Genomic DNA, 12,767 nt, shown 5'->3' with positions numbered 1-12,767 from the left:
ATGCCGCGTGACGTTATGCCCCTAGTTCGAGGCGTGGAAGGTACGGCCCAGCGAGGCCGGCGCGGCGCTTTTGTCCGCCGACAGCACCACCAAAACGATGATGGTGATGATATACGGCGACATTGCCAGATACTCTACCGGAATGGCAACGCCCGCGCCTTGCAAGTTCAACTGCAACTGGGTGATGCCGCCGAAAAGATAGGCACCCAAAAGCGCGCGCCATGGCTTCCAGGAGGCGAAGACGACAAGGGCAAGGGCGATCCAGCCGATGCCAGCGGTCATGCCTTCGGTCCATTGCGGCACGCGAATGAGGCTGATGTAAGCCCCGCCCAAACCCGCGCAAGCGCCGCCAAAAAGGATTGCCGCAGTGCGGATGCGCTTGACCTTGTAGCCGAGCGCATGGGCCGCGTCGTGGCTTTCGCCAACCGCGCGCAGGATCAGGCCCGCGCGGGTGAATTTCAGCACCGCCCAGACCCCGGCAACCAGCGCGATGCCGAGGTAGAGGATGATGTCATGGGTGAAGAGGATCGGCCCGATCACGGGGATATCGGCCAGCGGGCCGAAGTCGATGTCACCCAGACGCGGCGGCTTGATCCCGACGTAGCTCTGCCCGATCAGGGCCGAGAGGCCGAGGCCGAAGAGCGTGAGCGACAGGCCCGAGGCGACCTGATTGGCCAGCGCCACTTGGGTCAGGAAGGCGAAGAGCAGGCTGAGCACGGCACCGCCCACGGCGGCGGCGGCGAAGCCCAAAAGCGGCGATCCGGTCTCGACCGCCGTGGCAAAGCCGCAGATCGCGCCGGTGATCATCATGCCTTCGACGCCAAGGTTCAGCACGCCGGATTTCTCGACCACCAATTCGCCGATGGCGGCGAAGATCAGCGGTGTCGCGGCCACGAGGAAACCTGCGACGAACAAGAGCGGGTTGATTGCGGAAAGATCCATCAGGCAGCCTCCGCCGCGCCAAAGCGCAGCCGGTAATGAGTGAAAACGTCCAGCGCGAGCAGGAAGAACAGGAGCATGCCTTGGAAGACCTGAATGGCGGCGGCGGGCAGGCCGAGGTTGGACTGCGCGATATCCCCGCCGATGTAGGTCAGCGCCATCAGCGCCCCGGCAAGCAGGATGCCAATCGGGTGCAACCGGCCAAGGAAGGCCACGATGATCGCGGTGAAGCCATAGCCCACGTTAAAGTCGATGGTGACCTGACCCGAGGGGCCAGCGACCTCGAACATGCCCGCAAGACCAGCGAGCAAGCCAGAGGTGCCGAGGCAAAACAGCACCAGCCGCGCCGGGTTCACGCCGGAGAAGCGCGCCGCGCGGGGGCCTCCCCGGTGACGCGGATGGCAAAGCCCAGACGGTGCCGTGCGAGCAGGACATAGGCAAAGATCACCGCGATCAGCGCTGCGACCACGCCCCAGTGCATGCCAGAGCCTGCGAAGAGTTCGGCGTTATGGGCAGAAGCGTATTGTTGCAGGTTGCGCGAGCCGGGAAAGCCGTAGCCTTCGGGATTTTTCAGCAATCCCAATGACATGGAGGCAAGGAATTGTTCCGCCACATAGACCAGCATCAGCGAGACGAGGATTTCATTGGTGCCGAAACGCACCTTGAGTAGGGCCGGGATCATCGCCCAGAGCCATCCGCCGAGCGCCCCGGCGATGACCATCAGCGGGAAGATATACCACGCCTCAAGCGGGTAGAATGCCAGCCCCACGCCCGCGCCAAAGAGGGCGCCCATGATATACTGCCCCTCGGCCCCGATGTTCCAAATGCCCGCCTTGAACCCAAGGCTGAGGCCAATGGCGATCAGCACCAAGGGCGCGCCTTTGATCAGCAGTTGCGGGCGGTAATAAAAAGCGTAATCGCCAAACAGGGGCTGCCAAAAGATCGTTTGCAGCGCCTCGATCGGGTCTTTGCCCAAGGCCGCGAACAAAAGCCCGCCGAAGATGAAAGTGGCCAGCACCGCCATGATCGGTGTCGACAGCGAGAGGGCCCGACTGGGCTGCGGACGCTTTTCAAGGCGGATCACAGATCACCCCCAATGGTCAGAGTGAAAGATGCGAGGTTCGGCTTAGACATGCGCGACCTCCATACCATGTGCGCCGCCCATCATAAGGCCGATCTCTTCGACGGTCAGCCCCTGCGCGGGGCGAGAGGGCGACAGGCGGCCTTCGTTCAGGGCGGCAAAATTGTCGGAAATCTCCATCAACTCATCAAGGTCTTGGCTGATGACGATCACCGCGGTCCCGCCCGAGGCGAGATCGAGCAGTGCCTGCCGGATCGCGGCGGCGGCAGAGGCATCGACCCCCCATGTGGGCTGGTTCACGACCAGCAGCTCGGGCCGTTGCAGCACCTCGCGCCCGATGACGAACTTTTGCAGGTTGCCGCCTGAAAGCGAGCGCGCCGCGTTGGCCGGGCCGGGGGTGCGCACGTCGAAGGTCTTGATGATCTTCTCGGCAAAGCTGCGCGCCTTGCCCCAGTCGAGCATGCCGCCCCGCTCCAGCCCCTCACGGGCGGCCCCGGTCAGCATGGCGTTTTCCGTCAGCGACATATCCGGCACGGCGGCGTGGCCCAGCCGCTCCTCGGGGGCGGTCAAGACGCCAAGCGCGCGGCGGGCGGTGGGGCCGAGCAGGCCAATGTCGCGCCCGTCAAAGGTGATCATGCCCGCGCCGACCAGTGTTTCGCCCGAGAGCGCGTTGAGCAATTCGTCCTGCCCGTTGCCCGCGACGCCGCCGATGCCCAGCACCTCGCCGCGCCGCACCTCGACAGAAATATCGCGCAGCGGCATGCCGAAAGCATGGGCCGACCGGGCCGAGAGGTTGTTCAGCGTCAGCGCCACTTCGCCCGGTTCCTTGCTGTCGCGGGTCGGCGTTTTCAGCGCAGAGCCCACCATCATCTCGGCCATGTCGCGGGCCGATGTCTCCCGCGGGGTGCAATGGCCGACGACCTTGCCCAAGCGCAGGATCGTGGCGCTGTCGCACAGGCTGCGGATTTCTTCGAGCTTGTGCGAGATATAGAGGATCGCGGTGCCTTCGGCGCTAAGCTTGCGCAGGGTTTTGAAAAGGATTTCAACCTCTTGTGGCGTCAGGACCGAGGTCGGCTCGTCCATGATCAACAGCTTCGGCTCTTGCAGCAGGCAGCGGATGATCTCAACCCGCTGACGCTCCCCGCTGAGAGGTCACCGACGGTGCGGTCCGGCGCAAGCGGCAGGCCGTAGGTATCCGACACATCGCGAATCTGTTGGCTGAGCGCGCGCATCCGCGGGGGTTTTCCATGCCGAGCGCGATGTTTTCCGCCACGCTGAGCGCGTCGAAAAGCGAGAAATGTTGAAACACCATGCCCACGCCCGCCTGCCGTGCGGCGTGCGGGTCGGTGGGGGCAAAGCTCTCGCCCCGCATTAGCATCTGGCCCGCGTCTGGTTTGACCAGCCCGTAGATCATTTTAACCAAAGTGGATTTGCCCGCGCCGTTCTCGCCCAGCAGGGCGTGAACCTCGCCCGGAGCGATCCGCAGGGAAACGTCATCGTTCGCGACGACGCCGGGGTAGGCCTTGGTCAACCCGGTGAGGTCGAGAAGTGAATCAGTCATGCGGAAACCTTTGTCTGGGTCCGGGCGATGAGGGCGATCAGCGCGCCATGGGCAATTTGCGCAGGCAGCTTGCCCAGCGATTTATCGCCAATTGGACAGGTGATGCCAGAGGGATCCAACCCCATGTCACGCAAGCGGCGGGAAAACCGTGACTTTTTTGTGTCAGAGCCGATTAACCCGACGCTCGCAGCCCCGCGTTTGAGCAAGGCGGCACAGAGCGCGAGGTCGATGTCATGGGAATAGGTGAAGATCAGGTGATGCGCGTCGCGCGGCGCATGGGCGGCCAGCCGGGGCATGTCGGCGGCGGGGGTGACGGTGACATGGGGCGGGATTTGGTCGGGGAAACGGTCGCGGGCGCTGTCGATCCATGTGATCTCAAAGGCCCGGGGCGGGCAGGCGGCCACCACAGCCCGGCCCACATGCCCCGCGCCCCAGAGCCAGAGCGGCGCGTCGCCTTGTACATCCGGCAGGGGCTGGGGGGTGGCCGCGTCCAGCGGGCGCGGCGTGGTGGTGTAGCGCAGGCTGACCGCGCCGCCGCAGCACTGGCCCAGACCGGGGCCGAGCGGCAGGGTCTGGCTGTCTTCGCACCGGCCCTCGGCCAGCATCTGGCGGGCGTGGGCGATGGCCTGATGTTCCAGCGCCCCGCCGCCGATGGTGCCGTCGATACTGTCGGCCGTGACTTTCATCGCCGTGCCCGCATCCCGCGGGGCCGAGCCGCGCGTGGCGGTGACCTCGACGAAGATCGCGGTCATTTCCGCGCCCGTCCAACGGCGGCGAGCACGGCCTCGGCGGTGGCCGGGGCTTGCAGGTCGCCATAATGCGGGCCGCAGGCCGCAACCGCATCCGACAGCGCCATGAAGGCCGAGATGCCCAGCATGAAGGGCGGCTCGCCCACGGCCTTGGAGCGGTAGACGGTCTGCGCCGGGTTCGGCTGGTCCCAAAGCGCCACGTTGAAGACCGGCGGGCGGTCCGAACAGGCGGGGATCTTGTAGGTCGAGGGCGCATGGGTGCGCAGGGTGCCGGTCTCGTCCCAGACGAGTTCCTCGGTCGTCAGCCAGCCCGCGCCCTGCACATAGCCGCCTTCGATCTGGCCTATGTCGAGCGCCGGGTTCAGCGAGGCGCCGGCGTCATGCAGGATGTCGGTGCGCAGGATCCGGTTCTCGCCGGTCAGCGTGTCGATCACCACCTCGGTGCAGGCCGCGCCATAGGCGAAATAGTAGAACGGCCGCCCGCGTCCGGCGATCCGGTCCCATTCGATCTCGGGCGTCTTGTAGTAGCCGGTGGCGGAAAGGCTCACGCGGTTCTCATAGGCCGAGGCGGCGGCGGCGGCGAAGGTGATTTCCTCCCCGCCGATGCGCACCATGCCGTCGGCGAATACCACCTGATCGGGGGTGGTCTGGTAGCGTTCGGCCAGATGCGCGGCCATGCGGTCGCGGATGGTGTCGCAGGCGTTCTGCGCCGCCATGCCGTTGAGGTCCGAGCCGGAGGAGGCCGCGGTGGCCGAGGTATTGGGCACTTTCGCGGTATCCGTGGCGGTGATTTTGACCATTTCGGGCGAGACGCCAAAGCGCGAGGCCGCGACCTGCGCGACCTTCTGGAACAGCCCTTGCCCCATCTCGGTGCCGCCGTGGTTCAGGTGGATTGAGCCGTCTTGATAGACATGCACCAGCGCGCCCGCCTGATTGAGGTGGGTGAGCGTGAAGGAGATGCCGAATTTCACCGGCGTGATCGCGATGCCGCGCTTCATCAGCTGGCTTTTCGCGTTCCACTCGGCGATGGCGGCGCGGCGCGCCTCGTAATCGCAGCTCTCGACCAGCCGGTCGGTCACGGCGTTGATAATGCAATCGGTCACCGGCTGCTGGTAGGGCGTGGTCTGCACGTCCGAGGGGGTGGCCGGGATCGACGGTTGCGCGCCGGGCGCAGGGGGCGCGCCGCGTGATGACAGATCGGCCTCGGCATCCGGCGGGGTGCGGTTGTCGATTGCGGTGCCGGTGTTCTCCACCTCGGTCGGACGATGGGCGTTGTCGCTGTAGTAATTCGCCCGGCGCACGGCGAGCGGATCGAGGCCCAGCTCATGCGCGATATGGTCCATCACCCGTTCGATGCCGACGATCCCCTGCGGCCCGCCGAAGCCGCGGAAGGCGGTGGCGCTGGCGGTATTGGTCCGCAAACGGTGCGAGGTGATGCGGATATCGCGCAGATGATAGGCGTTGTCGGCATGCAGCATGGCGCGGTCGGCCACGGGCAGCGAAAGGTCCATCGACCAGCCGCAGCGGGTGTAATGGGTCACGTCCAGCGCGGTGATGCGGCCCGTCTCGTCGAAGCCCACGTCATAGCTGATGCGGAAGTCGTGCCGCTTGCCGGTGACAATCATGTCGTCGTCGCGGTCATAGCGCATCTTGCAGGGCTTGCCGGTCAGCGATGCGGCCACGGAACAGGCGATGGCGAGCGCGTTGCCCTGGCTTTCCTTGCCGCCGAAACCGCCGCCCATGCGCCGGGTCTCGACCCGCACGGCATGCATGGGGCGACCGATGGCATGGGCCACTTTATGCTGAATCTCGGTCGGGTGCTGGGTCGAGGAATGCACCAGCATGTCGCCGTTGTCCTGCGGCAGCGCCATGGCGGCCTGACCCTCGAGGTAGAAATGCTCCTGCCCGCCCATCTCGATCTGGCCCGAGAGGCGGCGGCTGGCCTTCGCCAGCGCGGCTTCGGCATCGCCCTTCTGGTAGATGCGGGGACCATCCTCGAAACGGCTGTTCGCTTCGAGCGCCTGTTCCACCGTCAGGATCGGGTCGCGCGGGGTGATCTGCGGCTTGCCCAGCTGGGCGGCGCGGCGCGCGGCGAGGTGGCTGGTGGCCACCACCAGATAGAGCGGCTGGCCCGCGTAGTGCACCTGATCGGTCGCCAGAAGCGGCTCGTCATGGTTCGAGGGCGAGGTGTCACAATCATGCGCGAGGTCATCGGCGGACAGCACCGCGACGACGCCGGGAGCCTCGCGCACCGCCTGAAGGTCCAGACCGGTCAGATCGCCCGCCGCGACGGGGCTGAGGCCAAAGGCCAGATGCAGCGTGCCGCGCGGGGTGGGGATGTCGTCGACATAGCGCGCGGCGCCGGTGACATGCAGCTTCGCGGCGTCATGGGGAAGGGGCTTTGCAACGCTCATGCCGAGACCTCCATCAGGTTGGTGGGGGTGCCATTGGCGTCGTGGAAATAGCGCAGCAGCATGTTCTGCGCGGCCTGCATCCGGTAGGCGGCCGAGGCGCGCATGTCCGACAGCGGGGTGAAGTCGTCGCGCATCGCCTCCATCGCCTTGCGGATGGTGTCTTCGCTCCACGGTTCGCCGACGAGCGCCGCTTCAGCCGCAGCGGCGCGTTTCGGGGTGGCGGCCATGCCGCCGAAGGCCACGCGGGCGGTGAGGATTTCAGAACCGTTGCCGGTGATCGAGATGCAGCCGCAGACCGCAGAGATGTCCTGATCGAAACGCTTCGACAGCTTGTAGCAGCGCAGCGTGTCGTGCTGGCGCGGCACGGTGATCGCCTCCACAAATTCGCCCGGCGCGCGGTCCTGCTTGCCGTAGTCGAGGAAGAAATCCTCGAGCGGTAGTTCGCGACGGTCGTCGCCGCGGCGCAGGTGCAGCGTGGCACCAAGCGCAATCAGCGCGGGCGGGCCGTCACCGATGGGCGAGCCATTGGCGATATTGCCGCCCAGAGTCGCCGCGTTGCGCACCTGCGTCGAGCCGTAGCGGCGCAGCATCACGCCCAAGCTGGGGAACAGCGGGGAGAGCTTCGCCTCGACCTCGGTCAGGGTCGTCATGGCGCCGATGCGCAGGCCGGTCTCGTCCTCGGTGATGCCGCGCAGATCGGCGCAGCGGTTGAGGAATGCCACGGCGCCCAGATCGCGGAAGCCCTTGGTGACCCAAAGGCCCACGTCGGTCGCTCCGGCGATCAGCGTCGCCTCGGGGTGGTCGAGGTACCACGCGGCCAGCTCATCGCTGCTCTCGGGCTGCACATGGGGCGCGCCCTCGGCCTTGGCGGGAGCGGGGATGTCCTGCTTGAGCTTCGATTTGAGGCCCAAGAGATGGTCTGGCACGGGCTTGTCCGCCGCGGCTTCGGCCGCGCGGATGATCGGCGCGTAGCCGGTGCAGCGGCAGAGGTTGCCGGCAAGCTGCAAGTCATGGTCGCGCAAGCCGTTGAGGTGCGCCGTGGCCATCGAGACGACGAAGCCCGGGGTGCAGAAACCACACTGGCTGCCGTGATGTTCGACCATGGTCTCCTGCACCGGGTGCAGGGTGCCGTCGGCGCCCGCCATGCCTTCGACCGTGGTGACCGCCTTGCCGTTGATCTGCGGCAGGAACAGGATACAGCCGTTCAGCGCGCGGTGCCCGCTCTCGTCGCTGATCATGACCGAACAGGCCCCGCAATCGCCCTCGTTACAGCCCTCTTTCGTCCCCGTCAGGCCACGCTCTTCGCGCAGCCAGTCAAGGAGGGTGGTGGTCGGGGACACGTTGGAGAGTGACACGACTTCTCCATTGAGAAGAAAAGTGATGTCCATTGGTTCTCATCCGCCGCGGTACAAAGTGGCCCTTAAACATGCGCGGGGTTCGATGCGGCGTAGAACCGGGCGCGGGCGAGGTAGAGGTCAGGCTAGCGGGGCGGGGGGCGTTTTGGCAAGAAAAAATACCTTGGGCGAAAAATGCAGCACTGCCGCATCCGGCGCTGGTGCCGGGCAGGCGGCTGGCATAGTTTGCGCCCATGTCAGATGCTCCCCGATTCATTCACCTGCGCAGCCATTCCGAGTACTCCCTGCTGGAAGGCGCGCTGCGGCTGAAAAAGCTGCCCGGCATGTGCCGTGACGCGGAAATGCCCGCGCTGGCGCTGACCGACACCAACAACATGTTCGCCGCGCTGGAATTCTCGGTCGCTATGGCGGGCGCAGGCGTGCAGCCGATCATCGGCTGTCAGGTCGACGTGGCCTATGTCGAGGTGCAGCCGGGCGAGAAACCGCGCCCGCCCGCGCCTGTGGTGCTGCTGGCGCAGAGTGAATTGGGCTACGAGAACCTGATGAAGCTCAATTCCTGCCTCTACCTCGACAAGGGCGGGGCGGCGGCGGAGGTCACGCTGGCGGAACTCGAGGCGCTGAGCGCCGATCTCATTTGCCTCACCGGCGGCCCTTCGGGGCCGGTGGGGATGCTTTTGCAGGGTGGCCAGCGCCCGGCGGCGGAAGCGCTGATGGGGCGGCTGCACAAGGCCTTCGGCGACCGGCTCTATGTCGAGCTGCAGCGCCACCCGGAAGACGGCGGCCAGCCCGAGGCCGAGCGCCTGACGGAGCGTGGCTTTGTCGAGATGGCCTATGCCATGGACATCCCGCTGGTGGCGACCAACGACGTCTATTTCCCTAAGCCCGACATGTACGAGGCCCATGACGCGCTGATCTGCATCGCCGAGGGCGCCTATGTCGACCAGAGCCAACCACGCCGCCGTCTGACCGCGCAGCATTACTTCAAGTCCCAAGCCGAGATGGCGACGCTCTTTGCCGATCTGCCCGAGGCGCTGAGCAACACCGTCGAGATCGCCAAGCGCTGCGCCTTCATGGCCTACCGCCGCGATCCGATCCTGCCCAAGTTCGCCGACGACGAGGTCGCCGAGCTGCGCCGCATGGCCAACGAGGGGCTTCAGGCGCGTCTGGCGGTGATCCCCCATGCGGTGAGCGTGGAGGAATACCAGAAGCGCCTCGATTTCGAACTGGGCATTATCGAAGGCATGGGGTTCCCGGGCTACTTCCTGATCGTTGCCGACTTCATCCAATGGGCCAAGGACAACGACATCCCGGTCGGGCCGGGGCGGGGCTCCGGGGCGGGCTCGCTGGTGGCCTATGCACTCACCATCACCGACCTCGACCCGCTGCGCTACTCGCTGCTCTTCGAGCGCTTCCTCAACCCCGAGCGGGTCTCCATGCCCGACTTCGACATCGACTTCTGCATGGACCGCCGCGAGGAGGTGATCCGCTACGTGCAGGAGAAATACGGCCGCGACAAAGTGGGGCAGATCATCACCTTCGGTGCGCTTTTGTCCAAGGCGGCGGTGCGCGACATCGGGCGCGTCTTGCAGATGCCCTATGGGCAGGTCGATCGCCTCTCGAAGATGATCCCGGTGGAGGGGGTGAAACCCGTCTCCATCGAGAAGGCGCTGGCGGATGAGCCGCGACTGCGCGAGGAGGCCAAGAACGAGGAGGTCGTCGACCGGCTGCTGACCTACGGCCAGCAGGTCGAGGGGCTTTTGCGCAACGCCTCTACCCACGCGGCGGGCGTGGTGATCGGGGACCGGCCGCTCGATCATCTGGTACCGCTCTACCAGGACCCGCGCTCGGACATGCCGGCGACGCAGTTCAACATGAAATGGGTCGAACAGGCCGGGCTGGTGAAGTTCGACTTTCTGGGTCTGAAGACCCTGACCGTGATCCAGAACGCGCTCGACCAGATCAAGGCGGGCGGGCGGCATCTGCATATCGCCGCGGACGGGCGCCAGATCTATGAGCCGCCTGAGGGCCATGTCGACGACGTGGCCACCATCCCGCTCGACGACAAGGCGACCTACGACCTTTATTCCAGCGCCAAGACTGTCGCGGTCTTTCAGGTGGAATCGAGCGGCATGATGGATGCCCTTAAGCGCATGAAGCCCACCTGCATCGAGGACATCGTCGCCCTCGTGGCGCTCTACCGTCCCGGCCCGATGGAGAACATCCCGGTCTATTGCGAGGTCAAGAACGGCAAGCGCGAGTTGGAATCGGTGCACCCCAGCATCGACTACATCCTCGAAGAGACCCAGGGCATCATCGTTTACCAGGAACAGGTGATGCAGATCGCGCAGGTCATGGCGGGCTATTCGCTCGGCGGCGCGGACCTATTGCGCCGCGCCATGGGTAAGAAGATCGCCGAGGAGATGGCCAAGGAACGCCCTAAGTTCGAAAAGGGCGCGATGGCCAATGGCGTCGACAAGAAGAAGGCGGCGGAGGTCTTCGACCTTCTGGAGAAATTTGCCAACTACGGCTTCAACAAGTCCCACGCCGCGGCCTATGCGGTGGTCAGCTACCAGACCGCATGGCTGAAGGCGAACCACCCCGTGGAGTTCATGGCCGGGGTGATGAACTGCGATATCCATCTCACCGACAAGCTGGCGATCTATTTCGAGGAGGTGCGCAAACATCTCGAACTGCCGTGGGTGCCGCCCTGCGTGAACCGCTCGGATGCGACCTTCAAGGTGGTCGACGGCGCGCTGGTCTATGCGCTGGGCGCGTTGAAGAACGTCGGGCTGGAGGCGATGCGGCTGGTAACCGAGGGGCGCAAGGTGGATGGCGTCGACAAGCCCTTCGCCACGCTCTTTGACCTCGCGCGGCGGGTGGACCTGAAACGAGTGGGCAAACGCCCCTTGGAGATGCTGGTGCGCTCGGGCGCCTTCGATCAGCTCGACAGCAACCGGCGGCGGGTGTTCCAATCGCTCGACGGGTTGGTAAGCTATTCGGCGGCGATTCACGAGCAGAAGGCCAGCAACCAGGTCTCGCTGTTTGGCGAGGCGGGGGACGACCTGCCCGAGCCGCGGATGCTGCCCTGCGACGACTGGCAGTCGGCGGAGCGTCTGGCCGAGGAGTTCAAGGCCGTGGGCTTCTACCTCTCGGGCCATCCGCTGGACGATTACATGCCGCCTCTGAAGCGCAAATGGGCGCGCGAGACCGGTCTGCCCTTCCTCACGCTCGACGAACTCAACGAAAAGGTCTCGACCCGCGGCGCGATGAACGCGCGGCTCGCGGGCGTGGTGGCGGGGCGGCAAGAGCGCAAGTCGGCGCGGGGCAACCGCTTTGCCTTTGCGCAACTCTCGGACCCCACGGGCGGCTACGAGGTGACGATCTTCTCCGACGTGCTCGAAGCCTCGCGCGATCATCTTGAGGTCGGCTCCAAGGTCATCATCACTGTCGAGGCGACGATGGAAAGCGACCAGCTTAAGCTGCTGGCACGCGGCATCGGGCCGATCGACGCGGCGGTGGCGGATGCGAGCAGCATGGGGTTGCGCGTCTTCATCGACGGGCCGGGGGCCATTCAATCGGTGGCCGATGTGCTCGACGGCGCGCGTCAGGCAGTGAAGGCGGCGGGCAAAGGGCCGGTGCAGTTCTGCCTGATGGACCCAAGCCTGCCCGGTGAGGTCGAGGTCGATCTGGGGCGCGAATTCCCGGTGACACCGCAGATCAAGGGCGCGATCCGCTCGCTCGACGGGGTGATGGAGGTCGAGGAAATCTGACCTTCCCGCCGCCCCGGCCGCCGCGTCATTTACGCGTCCAGTGGACGGCGGCGGGTGGCTGCGCTACCTGCCTGCCAAGCAATGGGGAGCAGAGCATGAAACGACGCATCGGCCTTTTGATTATGGGGGCGTTGCTGTCTGCCTGCGCCATGGCCCCCACGGCGCCGAACCCGCAGGTCTCCGAGGTTTCATTCGGCACCGTCCTGCCGTTCGGTGAGGTGGCCCGTGTCTGCGATCTGGATCTGAGCGAATTGGGGCAACTGGTCGAGGAGCCCGCGGCGCGGGGCTATCGGTTGTTCGATTCGCAGCCCGGCAGCGCCGGGGCGCGCAGTTTCTACATCACCGGCTTTGCGGATGATTGCGCGCGTCAGTTGACGGCGGCCAATGTGCTGTTCGGCACACCTTCGGTCTATGAGCAACTACACTACGGCCCGGGGGAGAGAACCTGCCCACCGCCGAGACCGACGCGGCCTATGAGGCGATCAAGGCCCGTCTCTGCGGTGCGGGGCGCGGGAAACCCTGCGGGCGGCAGATCGGCAAACTCGACAAGACCACCTTTTTCGTCAGCGCCTATGAGCGTTTGGGCCAGACCGCGCGCTGGTCCGAAGTGCTGGTGCACGACGGGGCCGTCGCCGCCGTGGCAATGAAATCAGCCAATTGACGGGTGCGCGGCGCTGCCGCTCAGTAATGCGGGGGCGCTCATCGCCCAAAAGCACCGCGCCGCCGCCCGAAGCGTCCCGCTCTCCTTCGCGCTGCATCAGCATATGGACGCGGCGGTTCAGGGTGACGATCTCGGCCTCCTGACGGGTGACGATCTCTGACATATCGTCGACCGCGCGGGTCAGATGGGCGATCTGCTCTTCGAGGCGGCTGATATGCTCGGCTGTTTGGTCTGGGG

At 65.7% G+C, this 12,767-nt stretch carries 5 protein-coding genes and 3 pseudogenes; 1 reads left to right on the top strand and 7 read right to left on the bottom strand.

All coding sequences use genetic code 11. From position 1 onward, the window contains the following. Nucleotides 1-21: 21 nt before the first annotated feature. From CUR85_RS04435 to xdhA, 6 genes and pseudogenes are all read right to left on the bottom strand, one after another. Nucleotides 22-942 carry an ABC transporter permease gene (locus CUR85_RS04435; RefSeq protein WP_067263609.1) on the bottom strand — a complete coding sequence of 307 codons (921 nt, stop codon included), beginning with the start codon at nt 940-942 and terminating at the stop codon, nt 22-24. After that, nucleotides 942-2,023, bottom strand: a pseudogene (locus tag CUR85_RS04430) (ABC transporter permease). The gene CUR85_RS04435 and the pseudogene CUR85_RS04430 overlap by 1 nt, the downstream one beginning before the upstream one ends. A gap of 42 nt (nt 2,024-2,065) precedes the next feature. Beyond that, nucleotides 2,066-3,581: pseudogene (locus CUR85_RS04425) on the bottom strand (ABC transporter ATP-binding protein). Continuing rightward, complete coding sequence (gene xdhC, locus CUR85_RS04420; RefSeq protein WP_136720549.1) at nt 3,578-4,333, bottom strand: xanthine dehydrogenase accessory protein XdhC; 756 nt, start codon at nt 4,331-4,333, stop codon at nt 3,578-3,580. The pseudogene CUR85_RS04425 and the gene xdhC overlap by 4 nt, the downstream one beginning before the upstream one ends. Beyond that, nucleotides 4,330-6,744: a xanthine dehydrogenase molybdopterin binding subunit gene (gene xdhB / locus CUR85_RS04415; RefSeq protein ID WP_067260866.1), complete on the bottom strand. Its 2,415-nt coding sequence runs from the start codon at nt 6,742-6,744 to the stop codon at nt 4,330-4,332. The genes xdhC and xdhB overlap by 4 nt, the downstream gene beginning before the upstream one ends. After that, nucleotides 6,741-8,132 carry a xanthine dehydrogenase small subunit gene (xdhA, locus tag CUR85_RS04410; protein ID WP_067260861.1) on the bottom strand — a complete coding sequence of 464 codons (1,392 nt, stop codon included), beginning with the start codon at nt 8,130-8,132 and terminating at the stop codon, nt 6,741-6,743. Before xdhA ends, xdhB begins: the two co-directional genes overlap by 4 nt. Before the next feature lie 200 nt (nt 8,133-8,332). On the opposite strand from xdhA, the gene dnaE reads away from it, so the two are divergent. Continuing rightward, nucleotides 8,333-11,869, top strand: coding sequence for a DNA polymerase III subunit alpha (gene dnaE / locus CUR85_RS04405; protein ID WP_280321926.1), 3,537 nt, complete (start codon nt 8,333-8,335; stop codon nt 11,867-11,869). A 692-nt stretch (nt 11,870-12,561) separates the two neighbouring features. On the opposite strand, the pseudogene CUR85_RS04400 reads toward dnaE, so the two are convergent. Beyond that, a pseudogene (locus CUR85_RS04400) lies at nt 12,562-12,744 on the bottom strand (SlyX family protein); the annotation flags it as partial. Nucleotides 12,745-12,767 lie beyond the last annotated feature (23 nt).

It is taken from the genome of Sulfitobacter faviae, from assembly GCF_029870955.1.
In the GTDB taxonomy this organism is placed as follows: Bacteria; Pseudomonadota; Alphaproteobacteria; order Rhodobacterales; family Rhodobacteraceae; genus Sulfitobacter; species Sulfitobacter faviae.
This window is presented reverse-complemented; position numbering and strand designations above follow the sequence as displayed.

Coding starts and splice junctions, on each gene's coding strand:
- CUR85_RS04435 (WP_067263609.1), bottom strand. CDS start 942: ATGGATCTTTCCGCAATCAACCCGCTCTTGTTCGTCGCAGGTTTCCTC.
- xdhC (WP_136720549.1), bottom strand. CDS start 4,333: ATGACCGCGATCTTCGTCGAGGTCACCGCCACGCGCGGCTCGGCCCCG.
- xdhB (WP_067260866.1), bottom strand. CDS start 6,744: ATGAGCGTTGCAAAGCCCCTTCCCCATGACGCCGCGAAGCTGCATGTC.
- xdhA (WP_067260861.1), bottom strand. CDS start 8,132: ATGGACATCACTTTTCTTCTCAATGGAGAAGTCGTGTCACTCTCCAAC.
- dnaE (WP_280321926.1), top strand. CDS start 8,333: ATGTCAGATGCTCCCCGATTCATTCACCTGCGCAGCCATTCCGAGTAC.